Origin of the sequence: Paenibacillus sp. FSL R5-0636 (assembly GCF_037974255.1) — a bacterium.
Classification (GTDB): Bacteria; Bacillota; Bacilli; order Paenibacillales; family Paenibacillaceae; genus Paenibacillus_AQ; species Paenibacillus_AQ odorifer.
Genome location: NZ_CP150232.1, coordinates 2,907,051 through 2,921,465, shown reverse-complemented (window position 1 = coordinate 2,921,465; position 14,415 = coordinate 2,907,051). Strand labels below are relative to the sequence as shown.

12 protein-coding genes and 1 pseudogene are annotated in these 14,415 nt (G+C 44.8%); 5 read left to right on the top strand and 8 right to left on the bottom strand.

What is annotated here, in order from left to right:
* Positions 1 to 60 precede the first annotated feature (60 nt).
* A complete protein-coding gene (locus MKX34_RS13115) occupies positions 61 to 1,131 on the bottom strand; it encodes an ABC transporter substrate-binding protein (protein WP_076101654.1) in 1,071 nt (356 codons plus the stop codon).
* 324 nt (positions 1,132 to 1,455) lie between these two features.
* Here MKX34_RS13115 and MKX34_RS13110 point away from each other — a divergent pair, with 324 nt between their 5' ends.
* Entirely contained in the window at positions 1,456 to 2,391 is a 936-nt protein-coding gene (locus MKX34_RS13110) for an NlpC/P60 family protein (RefSeq protein ID WP_036686216.1), read from the top strand.
* A 90-nt stretch (positions 2,392 to 2,481) separates the two neighbouring features.
* Here the strand turns inward: MKX34_RS13110 and MKX34_RS13105 are convergent, their stop codons facing one another.
* Positions 2,482 to 5,178, bottom strand: a complete 2,697-nt coding sequence (locus MKX34_RS13105) for a calcium-translocating P-type ATPase, SERCA-type (RefSeq protein ID WP_076297753.1) — start codon at positions 5,176 to 5,178, stop codon at positions 2,482 to 2,484.
* A gap of 125 nt (positions 5,179 to 5,303) precedes the next feature.
* Complete coding sequence (locus tag MKX34_RS13100) at positions 5,304 to 5,717, bottom strand: DUF2500 domain-containing protein (RefSeq protein ID WP_249267720.1); 414 nt, start codon at positions 5,715 to 5,717, stop codon at positions 5,304 to 5,306.
* Positions 5,718 to 5,901: 184 nt separating this feature from the next.
* Here MKX34_RS13100 and MKX34_RS13095 point away from each other — a divergent pair, with 184 nt between their 5' ends.
* The 3 genes and pseudogenes from MKX34_RS13095 (at position 5,902) to MKX34_RS13085 (ending at position 7,972) form a co-directional block, all read left to right on the top strand.
* The gene (locus MKX34_RS13095; protein ID WP_038570328.1) at positions 5,902 to 6,264 is read left to right on the top strand and encodes a hypothetical protein; all 363 of its coding nucleotides are present in this window, start codon (positions 5,902 to 5,904) and stop codon (positions 6,262 to 6,264) included.
* A 139-nt stretch (positions 6,265 to 6,403) separates the two neighbouring features.
* Positions 6,404 to 6,988 (top strand): annotated as a pseudogene (locus tag MKX34_RS13090) (cation:proton antiporter); the annotation flags it as partial.
* A 123-nt stretch (positions 6,989 to 7,111) separates the two neighbouring features.
* Positions 7,112 to 7,972 carry a YitT family protein gene (locus tag MKX34_RS13085; protein WP_051491444.1) on the top strand — a complete coding sequence of 287 codons (861 nt, stop codon included), beginning with the start codon at positions 7,112 to 7,114 and terminating at the stop codon, positions 7,970 to 7,972.
* A 622-nt stretch (positions 7,973 to 8,594) separates the two neighbouring features.
* Here the strand turns inward: MKX34_RS13085 and MKX34_RS13080 are convergent.
* The 5 genes from MKX34_RS13080 to MKX34_RS13060 all read right to left on the bottom strand — a co-directional run bounded on the left by MKX34_RS13080 (position 8,595) and on the right by MKX34_RS13060 (position 13,952).
* Positions 8,595 to 8,750 (bottom strand): hypothetical protein, encoded by a 156-nt coding sequence (locus tag MKX34_RS13080; RefSeq protein WP_339205168.1) that lies wholly within the window; start codon positions 8,748 to 8,750, stop codon positions 8,595 to 8,597.
* Between the two features lie 52 nt (positions 8,751 to 8,802).
* The gene (locus MKX34_RS13075; RefSeq protein ID WP_036686212.1) at positions 8,803 to 9,090 is read right to left on the bottom strand and encodes a stage VI sporulation protein F; all 288 of its coding nucleotides are present in this window, start codon (positions 9,088 to 9,090) and stop codon (positions 8,803 to 8,805) included.
* A gap of 66 nt (positions 9,091 to 9,156) precedes the next feature.
* Complete coding sequence (gene recG / locus MKX34_RS13070; protein ID WP_036686210.1) at positions 9,157 to 11,208, bottom strand: ATP-dependent DNA helicase RecG; 2,052 nt, start codon at positions 11,206 to 11,208, stop codon at positions 9,157 to 9,159.
* A 9-nt stretch (positions 11,209 to 11,217) separates the two neighbouring features.
* The gene (locus tag MKX34_RS13065; protein ID WP_036686209.1) at positions 11,218 to 12,081 is read right to left on the bottom strand and encodes a DegV family protein; all 864 of its coding nucleotides are present in this window, start codon (positions 12,079 to 12,081) and stop codon (positions 11,218 to 11,220) included.
* Positions 12,082 to 12,164: 83 nt separating this feature from the next.
* The gene (locus MKX34_RS13060; RefSeq protein WP_038570325.1) at positions 12,165 to 13,952 is read right to left on the bottom strand and encodes a DAK2 domain-containing protein; all 1,788 of its coding nucleotides are present in this window, start codon (positions 13,950 to 13,952) and stop codon (positions 12,165 to 12,167) included.
* Positions 13,953 to 14,142: 190 nt separating this feature from the next.
* On the opposite strand from MKX34_RS13060, the gene rpmB reads away from it, so the two are divergent.
* A complete protein-coding gene (gene rpmB, locus MKX34_RS13055; protein WP_036686205.1) occupies positions 14,143 to 14,331 on the top strand; it encodes a 50S ribosomal protein L28 in 189 nt (62 codons plus the stop codon).
* Positions 14,332 to 14,415 lie beyond the last annotated feature (84 nt).

The window sequence follows — 14,415 nt, the reverse complement described above, 5'->3', positions numbered from 1 at the left end:
GATGACTTCCTCCTTCGAGCGGAAAGGGGCGTTCTCACGAAATCGCCCCTATATAATGGCTTATTGAATAATATTGTTAGCTTGATCGGCAACTTCTGCCTTCATTGCATCAGTCACTTCTATGCCTTGTGCTGCTGCAGATTTCAGGTTAAGAATGAGATCAAGTTTTTCTTGCATGGTTACTTTCATATCAGCTGGCTTTTTACCATTTTTCAAGATATCCACGGCCATTTGACCCACTTGATAACCATGATCGAAATATTTAAAACCAACGGTGGCAAAAGCGCCCTTTTCAACCGTATCACGGTCACTGGAGAAGAACGGGATTTTCTTGTCATTAGCCGTTTGAATAATGGTATCCACTGCACTTACGACTGTGTTATCCAAAGTAATGTAGAATGCATCTACACGACCCACAAGTGATTCCGCAGCTTGTTTGACTTCAGAGGTATTCGTGATGGCAGCCTTCACTAGCTCGATTCCATGCTTATCCAATTCTTTTTTAGCAATCTCAGCCATAATTACTGCATTGGGTTCACCTTCATTAATAACGATGCCCAGCTTTTTCACGTTAGGAAATTGGGTAGCTATAAATTGCATTAATCTGTTAATCGCTTCGGGATTGGTGTCCGATACACCTGATACATTTCCACCTGGATGCTCCAGATCCGTGACAATCTTTGCGTCGAGTGGGTCAGTTACTGCTGCGAACAAAATCGGTGTATCCTTACTTGCTTTGCTGAGTGCTTGAACAATTGATTGAGCGGAAGGCGTTGCAATTGCCAATACCAAATCATTTGAGTCAGCGGCAATCTTTTGAGCAATGGACAAGTTATTCGCTTGGTCAGCCTGAGCATTTTCAAGGTCAACCTTCAGGTTCTCGCCTTCAACGATTCCCGCATCCTTCAAAGCAGCGAGAATTCCTTCGCGTGTAGCATCGAGTGAGGGGTGCTCCACATATTGTGAGATCGCAATTTTGTACGTTTTTGAATCTGCTGCTCCTGCATTCGTAGGGGAATTACCGGAATTCGCTGCATTTCCTGAGTTTTCAGCGGTGTTATTGTTGCCACAACCAGCTGCTACGAGCATGAAGCATAAGCTTAATCCCGCCAAAATGTTTCTCTTTTTCATCAAAGTACCCCATTTCATTAGTTTATTAACGCATACATCAAGGTGAGCGACTCAGCATTATCACTTCTATCGATAAAAGCATTAAAGCATAAGCTTACACGTACCTCACATTAATGATAGAAATCTATTAAACCTATATTATATGGAGGTTGTTTATCCGTCAATCACTTATCATATTTCCATAGATTTCAAATTCTGAAGAATATATGACATCAAAAGAGGTAATGCTTGGTTGTCTCTTACAGCGATTGCCTTCGTTTCTTTTACATAAAAAAAATCGCCCTGCACAAACTTAATTTACAGTTTGAAGATGGAGCGTGTTAAATGGCTAATAATCACAAAAGACTACTAACCACCGCTACTGTATTGCTTGCTGTCGCTTTAACGAGTTCATCCTGCGGTTATTCTTCTCAATCGCAAAAACCTAAGGTTAACGCGCTAACTCCTGATGGTAAAAATGCCTCCAGTTATTATGAACAATCTGCAATTACTGACGCTCAGGGAAAGTACTGGATTCCACTCAAGCCTGCGGTTACTTCGCTCGGATATCGGATGAAGGATGATGGTTCTAGTGATGGATACACTAAAATCGGTTATAGCGATGTTATGTATATGCTGCGCCCTGGCTCTCCACAGGTATTCTCACTTGGGGAAAAAATCACACTGCCACAAGCCCCTAGACGGCAAGAAGGGCAAATCTATATCACCCCTTTAGCCTTGTCCAAATTTTTGCAAACAGAAGTAGGCTGGAATCCCCAGTCGGGTGAGATAAACATTGCTACACCGTCCGAACGTAAGACTATCGAAAAATTATCGACGGTCGAATCCACGAGTGAATCTAAATCTTTACGCATTCAAAGTATTTCTGAAGCGGATAAACAGGAGTTAATCTCTTTTGCCAAAAATTTCTTGGGTGTTCCCTACGACTTTGGCGCTGGATCTTATGAAGAAACCAAAAAATTTGATTGCTCTTCTTTTACAAGGCATGTATTCAAAAAATTCGGAGTCAGCTTACCTCGTTTAGCTAAAGATCAGGACAATTTAGGTACCCGTGTAAGTCGAAGCGAACTGGATGTAGGAGATCTTATCTTCTTTACCGTTCCCGGTCGATTTGAAAGTGATGCTATACCTGGTCATGTCGGTATTTACATTGGAGACGGAAAGTTTATCCACACCTGGGGTGAACCCGGAGTTCAGATCAGTGACCTCGACTCAGGTTATTGGAGTAATGTAATCCTCCATATGCAACGTGTTTTATAAGCTTCCCATACTTTAAAAGAAATCATTCAAAAAGCCTGAATCCCTATTGATGGGGTTCAGGCTTTTTGACTATAACTTTTATCCAGTTTCTTAATCCCAGCTCTTGCCCCTTCCGCTCATCCGGACAAACAGCTTTACAAGTTCAACTATAACAATAATCGCTACGGCCGCTGCACATACTATTCCCCACTGTAATCCACTTAAATGTGAAACACCAAACCAGTCGTTTAAGCCCGGGATGATGATCACAAGCACAAGCATTAGTATAGAGATCAGCGAAGCCCATAACATATAGCGATTGCTGAACCAACCGATCTGGAATAGCGATTTTTTATTGGATCTGACGTTAAAAGCATGAGCGATTTGCAGTAATCCTAATGTACCAAAGGCCATTGTAACCGCAATACCTTCATTGTAATGCGTATGCGCCCATTGATACACGATCAATGTAAGCGCCGCTTCTATAATCCCTTGATATATAATCCCGATCCCCACGCCGCCCGCAAAGATGCTACTGCTTGCTTTACGCGGCTTCTTCGCCATTACATCCTCGCCGGCTTTCTCAAGTCCGAGGGCAAGTGCAGGTAAGGTATCCGTAACGAGATTAATCCACAGAATATGGATCGGCTCTAGAATACGCCAGCCAATCATAGTGGCAATAAATAATGTCAGCACTTCCCCAAGATTAGCGGAGAGAAGGAACTGGATAGCCTTGCGGATATTGCTGTAAACCTTCCGTCCTTCTTCTACGGCAACAACTATAGTCGTAAAGTTATCGTCGGCAAGCACCATATCTGATACACCCTTGGCAACATCCGTTCCGGTTATTCCCATGCCCACGCCGATATCGGATGATTTAAGTGCAGGAGCATCATTTACACCATCTCCGGTCATAGCCACAATTTTTCCTTTTTGTCGCCAAGCCTTAACGATACGAACCTTGTGTTCAGGAGAGACGCGTGCATAAACCGAATAATCGGTAACCTTCTCCGCAAATTCCTCTTCGCTGAATTTATCCAGCTCACTACCCGTTAATACACCTGATTCATCTTCAATAATCCCTAATCTTTTGGCAATAGCCGCTGCTGTATCACGATGATCGCCTGTAATCATTACAGGTCTAATTCCCGCTTTACGGCAGATAGCTACCGCATCCCGTACTTCCTCACGCGGCGGGTCAATCATACCGACCAAACCAATAAATACTAACTCTTTCTCCGTGGTATCTGGTGAGAGATCGGTCGGCAGCTGCTCCTCATCTCGGAAAGCAAATGCCAAGACTCGAAGTGCATCATTCGCGAGTAATTTATTACTTTCCATGATATTCCGCTTATGTTCGTCTTGTAGAGTTACAATTTCTCCATCCACATAGATATGGCTGCATTTGGACAAAAGTACATCTGGTGCACCCTTTGTCAGCACACGATAACGTCCAGCTTCGACCTCATGAACCGTTGTCATCAGCTTGCGATCGGAGTCAAAAGGCAGCTCATTTTTACGTGGGTATTTCTTTTCCAGCTCCCTTTTATCAGTGCCTATACTAAGCGCATAATCGACTAACGCAGTCTCCGTCGGATCGCCGATGATTGCTTTTCCGCTCTTGGTTTGTGGGTCCTTAGCTCCAGCTTTTGCTTCAGGTTCACTAGGAGTCTTTCCTTCGTCAATACTGGAGTCATTACAAAGCGTCATAGCTTGAAGCAATAACTCGCCACCAGGAATCCCTTCAAGCCCTGCACTGGAATCAGTGGTCTTTCCGTTGACATGCACTTTTTCGACAGTCATTTTATTTAATGTTAAAGTACCTGTCTTATCGGAGCATATAATCTCTGTACTTCCAAGTGTCTCCACGGCGGGAAGCTTGCGAATAATCGCTTTTCGTCCCGCCATTCGCTGCACACCAAGCGCGAGAATGATCGTAACAATTGCTGGCAGCCCTTCCGGGATAGCCGCTACCGCGAGTGAGATCGAGGTAAGTAGCATATCCAGCAGCTCTCTTCCTTCGAAGATCCCAACGGCAAAGATAATCACGCAGACGCCAAGAATAATAAAGGTAAAATATTTACCTAGCTCATCCAGCTTTTTTTGCAGCGGTGTTACATCTGTATCTTCTTCCGAGATATAACCGGCAATTCTACCGACCTCCGTCTGCATTCCTGTAGCTGTAACTACACCAATTGCGCGGCCATAAGTTACACTGCTGCTCATATAAGCCATATTGGTGCGGTCGCCGATTACAATGTCGCTACCCTCAAGCACACCGGCCCGCTTTTCAGAGGGCAATGATTCTCCGGTAAGCGCGGCTTCCTCCGTCTTCAACGAAGCGGCTTCCAAAAGTCTTATATCCGCCGGAACTACATTTCCAGCTTCCAGCAATACGATATCCCCGGGCACAAGGTCTTCACTTTTTATCTCAGTAACCTGGCCGGAACGTCTTACTCTGGCGTGTGGAGAGGACATACTTTTTAGCGCATCGAGTGCTTGCTCAGCCTTATTTTCCTGAATAACTCCAAGCACCGCGTTCAAAATGACTACAAGCAAAATAATGATCGTATCCGTCCATTCCCCCAAGACTCCTGACAATACAGCTGCTACTAGCAAAATAAAGATCATTACATTTTTAAATTGTTCGATAAACTTTCCTAATAGCGATTTGGTCTTCGCTTCTTGAAGTACGTTCTTCCCATATCGCTCCACAAGTTTGGACGCTTCATCGGAAGATAAACCCTCTTTCCGAGTTTCCAGCCTATTCAGCACTTCTTCCTCGCTCAGTGTATGGAAGGGTACCAGCCCTTGCGATTGTGGATTATTTGAATTCAAACCATAGCCTCCTTCCAGAATTGAGATCTGGTAAAACCTCTCATATGAGTTTTACCCAAAATAGGCATGGTGATTCTTGAATGGTATGTACTTTTTTAGAAATTTAGATGTTCTTTCTTCAAATCGCGATTGAAGCTTTTAAACCTGGTCCCTTGATACAGGAGTTCGCCTCGATCCCCTTCCACAATCAGACCAAAATCCTGATCTCTTACCTGCAACTCCAATCGAGAGCCATCGGCAAACTCAAACGTAACAAAATAGCTAGTATTTGCTCTCGATTCACCGGATCCCCCCCATACCTCGGTTCGTTTGGTGACCGCTGTGCAGTTTGCTTTTATCAAAGGACTTGCGTTATTGGATATCCAGATTCTCACTGATTTAACAATTATAAAAACAAAAAGGCCAAGAAAAAGCAAAGCAAATAATTTAAAAAACAGTGGCATCTCATGAATGAAACTTCCGAAAAAGCTGCGCTCATCAAAACCGTTAAAATCCTGCCATTCGCTCAAATTTATCCCTCCTGACTGAAACAAGATAATAAAAGTTATCTATGCTGCGAAATACGTCATTTTTCCCGTTCGGTTTCATGTTTTCATCATCTATATATGAATTTTTTTCACAAAACAATTTGGATTCAAAGGAAAAGGTATGGTATGCTTTTTATACTACATGCAGTTGGGAGGTGTTATTTCGGTGCAATATATAGCGCGTTTGTCATTACTTTGGTTTCTTCGTATAGTCCTAATTCTGGGGATGATATTTTCTTTTCCACCTGCCTGGTCTGGAGGATCATTCACTACGGAGCAAGAATCAACGACATCCGAAAATGAACGCTACGAGCGAAAGTTTACACCTCCCGTAAGGATTGCACCTCAAATAACCCCTCAGGTAGGAGCCATCAAAATAGCTGAACAGTGGGGAACGAAGTCTATTGCGGTAGCTGCAATACTCCCTGTACTTTCTTTACTGTTCCGTCCAGTGATTTATAAATTCCTGCTTCGACTTCGGCTGTACCTGTTAAAATTCACTTCTCATTTTCTAATATCACTCCCCTAGCGAAGTTCACCTCTGCCCTAATTGAATGTCTGCTGAAGGGATTTTAGAACTTCGATTGATAAATAATCTTATGATTCATGAATTATAGAGAAGCGGATTTACCGGTTGGTATACATGCTCGCATTGCTCATCCTCCACCGGAAGAAAGCAAGTATTTTGGCTGAAACGTGTCCTGAATATCTCTTCCGGTGAGCTTTTTGCATTAGTAATATTCGCAGCACTATTCCTGATTGCTGGATTCTCCGAGACCATTCATCTAGCAGACAGAAGTTATTGGCGCACTACTAGTGGACTTGTCCTCGCTGAAACCGAACATGTGAAACGGATTGATAAATCTGGTGATCCTGTTTCGTGATTTCTTCAGTGTCATCTTCTGCTTCAGCTTCGGACTGACATAGATCCACTCACCTTAGGCAGTGAGGCGCTCTGGTACTCCCTTGCAGCAGTTATCGTTACGCTAAATGGCAACTTTATTGCAGGCTTGCTGGCCGGACGTAGCGTTGGTCACAGCCTTCATGCTTCATCCAACATTGGATGCCCATAGCCGCGCGGGATGAATTTTCAATAATTATGGCCAATTTGGGTAAAGCATTGCGGAGTGCTGGCTATTCTTCACTATTTGTAGCCATTCGCAGCCACTTGCAACCATTTGCAGCCATTCGCAGCCATTTACGTGCTGATCCTTGTTCTCCTTGGACATTGTCTGACGAAGGAATCTAAATAGATTTATAAATAATGGATAAAGTATTCAACTTTGAGAAACGACATGATGCACGAATATCCAAAAAATCTGCCATAGCCACTGAAAATGAGTAAGGTCGTTTCCCCTGTTGAAGGAGGAAAAACTATGCAGAACAAAATAAATCAACGTCAACAGCTACAAAGAAGCTCTACCTTCCGAGTTCTTACCGTCATTGCCGGCGCATTGCTTGCTGCTGTAGGATTGGAATTATTTTTAATGCCACATGGCCTTGTTGTCGGCGGGATTACAGGCTTATCCGCATTATTCGCTCATACTACTGAAATGCAGCTTGGATTGTTTCTATTTCTATTCAATCTGCCCTTTATATTTATGTCGCGAAAACAAGTAAATCTCCGCTTTGCTCTTTACACTGTTTTGGGATTAACCTGCCTAACCATCGCGTCTCTTGCGCTGCATCGTTTTCCTGCTGTGATTAGCGATCCTTTACCTGCCGCAATGGCAGGAGGCATCTGTCTTGGAGTAGGTATTGGAATATCTGTGAGATTCGGCGGTGTAAATAAACAAGCCAGTGACCAGGGGTATTCTCTGCTGAGCGGCGGACCTCCAAAATCAACGGAAGTCGTCATTATGATCCTGAACTGTGCAATTCTGCTTTTTGCAGGTACATTGTTCGGTTGGGAGCAAGCAATGTATTCTATTATTGCCTACCTGCTGGCTTTCGAAGGTGTTCGTATCTCACTACGGGGATTATCCCACTCCCGCACTGCTTGGATTACCAGCAGCCGATGTTTGGACATTCAGCAAGCAATCGCAACCTCTCTAAACCGAGAAGCTGCGATTGCCGAAGGTTCAGGGCAAGATGGAGAGGTTAGCACGTTGTTTTGTCTGACAAACAGAATGGAAGAAGATCATCTTCGGGCAATCGTTCTACAGTGTGATTCAGAGAGCCAAATCGTGTTTAGATCAGCCACTAAAGATCATAGACAAACACGCTTACACGAATAAAAAAAGGGAGCGCCCTTAAGCCATGAAAATGGCTGAAGCGCTCCCTTCTTTTTGAATTTAGCCTTTGATCGCAACCAATTTTTCTGAGCGAGGCCTCAAACTTCTTGTTCGAGACCCCAAACTTCTTGCGAGAACTCAAATTTCGCATTATTCGAAGACGTTTACGCGCATGAGACAGCTATCGGACACAGCGGACCTTAAATGCGGAATTATCCCGAATTTTGGATGACATCGGACCGCATAGCCCCTATTGGCACAAAAAACGCCAACTACGAGCCTATTTCTTATGAATAGCTGCACTGGGGTCCGAAACCTTGCTCCAAAGGCGATATATTTGCGAATAACGTCATTGGAGTCCGAAAGCTTCAGCGGATGTACATGATTCGGTGGGATCGGACGATGGGTAAATGTGATTCGGCGGTATCGGACAGTGGATGAACATGATTCGGTGGTATCGGACGATGGAGCGATGTAATTCGGTGGCATCGACGATGGATGGATGTGATTCGCCGGGATCGGACGACAGATAACCATGATTCGGTGGCGTCCGAAGATGGTTGAATGTGATTCAGCGGTATCGGATAAGCGGAGCTATGATTCAGTGACATCAGACGGCGGTTGACTATGATTCAGCGGTACCGGACGACGGACGACTATGATTCGGTGGCATCGGTTTATCCGGAATAGAGACATATTGCAGCATGCCGTAACTACGGCCAAAAACGCAAAGCAGCGATCCTCCAGTAATAGGAGGATCGCTGCTTGCAGACTGTCTCATACGATGAAAAAAACACCCATGGACAACCCCTACTTTTCATTTAATCCGCTACTTAACGGAACATTCCCCACAAGCGGATTAAATGAAAGGTGTTGTTCGGATCGATTTTCTGCGCGATGATAAACTTTACAATTTGTTCTTCCTGTGTCGAGGTCAGTTTCTCGTTCAATACACCTGACGCTTTCCGTACCAATCTGCGAACAACCGCAGGATCCTGCAGCTCCTGTTTCGAGATGCCCTCAATCATACTTTTGATACGATCCTTCACAGTCGAGTTTTTCATCTTCAGCTTGATGCGATCCACCAACTGAGGGCTAATTCCGAATTGTTGATAACCCAAGTGTAGCACCTCCCGTCATATCCAATCTTTCACAGTATATGAGCCTTCGGTGCTACATGTGCCTAGTTAGTCAATTAATTCTCCTTGGAAGATCTGTTCACTCTGTAAATAATGCCGAAGAGATGCATATTCAGGTGATGTCCAAAAAGCTTCATCCTTAAGCAGCTCTGCGACATCATCACGCGCCTGCTCCAGAATTTCAAAGTCAGCCGTCATATCTGCCAGCCGAAACTCCGGTAATCCACTCTGCTTTGTCCCAAAAAAATCCCCCGGTCCACGCAGCTCCAAATCCCTTCGGGAAATCTCAAATCCGTCATCCGTATCGGTCATGGCAGTCATTCGCTCACGTCCGATTTCAGATTTTGGATCAGCTACCAACACACAAAAAGAGGCATGCTGCCCTCTTCCTACCCGTCCACGCAGCTGGTGCAGCTGTGACAGGCCAAAACGATCCGCATCCATAATGATCATCAACGTAGCATTAGGAACGTCTACACCAACCTCCACCACCGTAGTGGACACAAGCAGCTGCAGCTCATTGTTATAAAACGCCCGCATCACTTCATCTTTTTCAGCGGGAGTCATTTTCCCATGCAAAAGCCCAACTTTATAGCTAGGGAAAGCTTGGCTCATCTGAATATGCAAATCAATAGCATTCTGCACATCCAGCTTCTCTGACTCTTCAATGAGCGGACAGATCAAATAAGCCTGACGACCCAGATCAATTTCACGCTTAATCAGATTCAGCACACGATCCATGAGATCATGTTTTACCCAATAACTAGTTATAGGAACTCGGCCTTTCGGCCTTTCAGATAAAGTAGATACATCCATATCGCCAAAAACAGAGATCGCAAGTGTACGTGGAATAGGCGTCGCAGTCATCGTCAGTACATCCGGATTATATCCTTTTCGCCGCAATACACCACGCTGATTCACACCAAAACGATGCTGCTCATCAGTTACCACAAGACCCAGATCACGGAAAAATACATCCTCCTGAATCAAAGCATGTGTTCCTACCACGATATCAAGCATCCCCATTTGCAACGAGGCCAATAACTCTTTACGTTTTCGGCCAGTCACACTGCCCGTCAGGAGTCCTACAGTAATCCCAAACGGCTCAAACATCCTGGTAAGTGAACGCATATGCTGTTCTGCTAAAATCTCTGTGGGCACCATTAGTGCGCCCTGAAAACCAGATCTTACCGTAGCAAAAAGCGCCACAGCCGCAAGCACTGTTTTACCCGAGCCAACATCTCCTTGCAGCAGACGATTCATGCAATATGGTGAACGCAGATCATGTAAAATCTCCAGCTCTACACGTTTCTGTGCATCTGTAAGCTCAAAGGGCAGACTGCGAACGAACTGGCGTACCGTCGCGTTATCCACTGTGTGGACTACCCCATCCATCCGCCCGCGGTTCAGAACCCTGAACGCTTGCATCTTCAACTGGAACAGGAATAGTTCCTCATATACCATCCTACGGCGCCCCTGCTGCCCCTCACGAGTGTCCTCAGGCCTATGGATAGTGGCAATGGCCCGTTTACGCGGCATGAAGTCATATTCCCTCATAATAGAATGCGGTAAAATCTCTGGAATCAGATCCCCATACTGCTGAAGTCCCTGATTAATAACCTTCCTGATCCAGGACTGAGTGATCTTACCACCTACCGAATAAACTGGCTGCAGTGTTCCCGTCTTCCCTTCACCACGATCCGGAAATTCATAATCAGTCACTGTAATCTGATTGCGCTTCTGATCCCATTTTCCGGTCAGCACAATTTCCCGTCCCACAGTGAGTTGCTCTCTTACGTAATGGCGGTTAAACCAGGTTGCTGTGAACATCCATGGCTCTGCAACCATCTTACAGCTAAGACGTGACTTGCCGCCAAAACGCTGCAGCACAGGGATACCGATTACTTTTGCCTCAACGGTCACTTTATCCCCGTGTTTAGTCTCGCTCAGCGAGCGGGGCCGATAATCCTCGTAGCGGAACGGATAATACTCTAATAAATCCTTTACTGTAAAGACGCCAAAGGCGTGAAGCTCGCTTTGCTTTTGAGCACTCACGCCAGTTATGTTTTTTACTTCAATTTGATTTAATGCCAGTGTCATATTTATCCCTCATTTTGCAGGCCAAATGAACACAGCTAATGTACCGTTACCGACATGGCTGCCCACGACAGGGCCGACGTTCGTCAGCACTTTTTCTTCCAAGGTGAAGTGTCCTGCAAGCTCATTCAGGAACTCCTCGCCGGAAGCCGGTTCAGCCGTATGACCTACGGCCACATTGATTTTGTTTACACCCTGCAGATCCCGCTTGAACAGTTCAATCATACGGGCGACAGCCTTCTTACGGCCTCTAACTTTCTCCACCGCATAAATAATACCTTCTGCATCAATGGACAATATCGGCTTAATATTCAGAAGTGTCCCCAGAATAGCGGAGGCTTTTCCAATTCTCCCGCCTTTTTGTAAATATTCAAGTGTATCTACTAAGAAGTAAAGCTTACGCGATTGACGTAGGCTTTCTACAGCCTCAAGTATCTCTTCAGGTCCTTTGCCTTCAGCAGACATTCTGGCAGCTTCCACTACCATAAATCCAAAACCATAAGAAGCGGAGAGAGAATCCACAACAGTGATCCCTTCTCCCTCTTCCTCCAGCATCGATTTAGCCAGCAATGCAGATTGATAAGTCCCGCTCAGTCCAGAAGAAATATGAAAGGAAAGGATAGAACAGCCCGGGTTACGCTCCAGAATACTGCGGTACACATTCATATATTCAACCGGTGAGGGTTGAGAAGTAGTCGGCAGCTGTGAGGTACGGGGAAGACGCTCATAGAACTGCTCCGGAGTCATATCCAGATTGTCCCTAAAAGCCTCTTCGCCGAACATTAAGGTCAACGGTACTACCTCAATTCCGTACGTTTCCGCCATTGCTGGCGGGATATCTGAAGTGCTGTCGGTGACGATAATGGTACGATTCATGGATTTTCTCCCCCAAGCTATAATTTTGCCAACTACGCAATAACAAATTTCTACTCCATTGTTAAAGAACCATTAATTCCTACCTATGGCTCTACAGAGAACAGATAATAATACAGGGGTTGGCCACCCTCATGAATCTCAACTTCCACATTCGGATAAGTCTCTTCCAGCCACTCACTCAAAGAATCAGTAGCCTCGGATTCTGTTTCTGCACCAATAAGGATCGTAACGATTTCGTCGCCATTCTCCAGCATATTGGATAACAGCGCCTGACTTGCAGCCAAAAGATCATCTGCAGCAGCAACAATTTTGGAATTAGAAATCCCAATAAATTGGCCCGATTTAATCTCCAGCTCATCAAAGCTTGTATCACGCACAGCGTTCGTTACTTGTCCGGACTTCACATGAGAGATTGCTTCCAGCATATTCTCAGAATTAGTCTCCACTGCATCTTCCTCTTGGAATGCAAAAGCTGCTGCTATTCCCTGCGGAATACTTTTACTTGGAATCACCGTAATCTCACGTTCGCCCTCTAGAAGATCTTTAGCTTGTTGAGCGGCAAGAACAATGTTCGAGTTATTCGGCAAAATATAAACATGCTTCGCAGATATGGAAGAAATCGCGTTCACGAAATCCTCAGTGCTAGGATTCATTGTCTGACCACCAGCTAGGACTACGTCCACTCCAAGGCTTTTGAAAATGTCAGCAATACCTGCGCCAGAAGATACCGCGATGAAGCCGTAAGGTGCCAAATCATCGGCCGGTGGTTCAGCAGGAGACATTTGCACTGCGCTCTTCTCATTCGGCATATCAGCGAATACATCAGGCATTGGTGCAATATCCATGCCCGCAGTCAGCAGATCACGATGCTGCTCTCGCATATTAAGAATGTGAATCTGCGTGATCTCCCCATAAAGAAGAGCCAAGTTCATCACTTCACCTGGAGCCTTAGAGTGCACATGCACTTTAATCGTCTCATCATCCGAAATAACAATAATGGAGTCGCCATTAACTGACAACGCTTTCCTAAAAGCTTCCTCATCAAAATTGGTTCTCACGTTAACGCCTAACTGGCGATTAATGAAAAACTCCATATCATATAGAAATTCTATATCTTCAGTAGATAGCTGTGACTGCGCAGAAGACTGTACAGAAAACAGTTCACTTTCAGGTTTCGTTAATACGGGTTTAGGCGCTGGTGCAACGGGTGTGTGGGTTTGTCCTTGCACAGATTCAGACAGACCGGTAGTACTTCCATTCGTCAGATGCTGGTGAAACCCTTCATAAATGTAGACCAAACCTTGGCCGCCAGAATCTACAACACCGACTTGCTTCAATACAGGCAATTGCTCAGGCGTATAAGCTAAGGCTTCTTTTGCTTTGGCTAATACCTCTGTCATCAGCTCCACAACGTCAGTAGTACGGCGGGCATAATAAACAGCATGTCTTGCAGCCTCTTTAGCTACAGTAAGAATAGTTCCCTCTACGGGCTTTACAACTGCTTTATACGCAGCGTCCACTCCGGTTTGCAGCGCAGCAGCGAACTGCTGTGTATTAAGCTCATCATGTTGAGCCGCATACCTGCTAAACCCTCTGAATAACTGGGACAAAATAACGCCGGAATTCCCACGAGCTCCCATTAATAAGCCCTTGGAGAGTACACCTGCACATTGGCCCACAGAAGTGGTGTTATTTTTCTTTAATTCATTCGCGCCTGCGGTCATCGTCAAATTCATGTTTGTGCCGGTATCTCCATCTGGGACCGGAAAAACATTTAGGGAATTGACGTGTTCTGCATGCTGTTGCAGCTTATCCGCTCCAGCCAATACCATAGCGGTAAAATCTGTTCCGTTTATAGAACGCTTACTCAATTGAGAATTCCCCTTCCTAACTTCATGCCTAATCATTCTATGATTAACAGGACATAATGCACTAATTTACATTGTACTATAAGTATTAAAAGAAATAAATGTTTTTGAATCGGTTGACGTAGCAAAATTTGCTGTGATATTATAGATAAGTATTGTTTATGCAGGTGTTAGGAATAAGGAGGTGTAATCTATGTCCCGCAAATGTGCAGTAACAGGCAAGAAACCGAGCAGCGGCAACCACGTGTCTCACGCTAATAACCGCAACCGTCGTTCTTGGGGAGTTAACGTTCAGAAGGTCCGTATCCTCGTGAACGGTAAACCAAAACGCGTGTACGTCAGCACCCGTGCTTTGAAAGCCGGTAAAGTTGAACGCGTTTAGTCTTTAGCAATTTTAAGACCGAACGATAACTTATATGAAGCAAAAAGCACCCTTTACATTTGTAAGGTGCTTTTTTTCATGTTT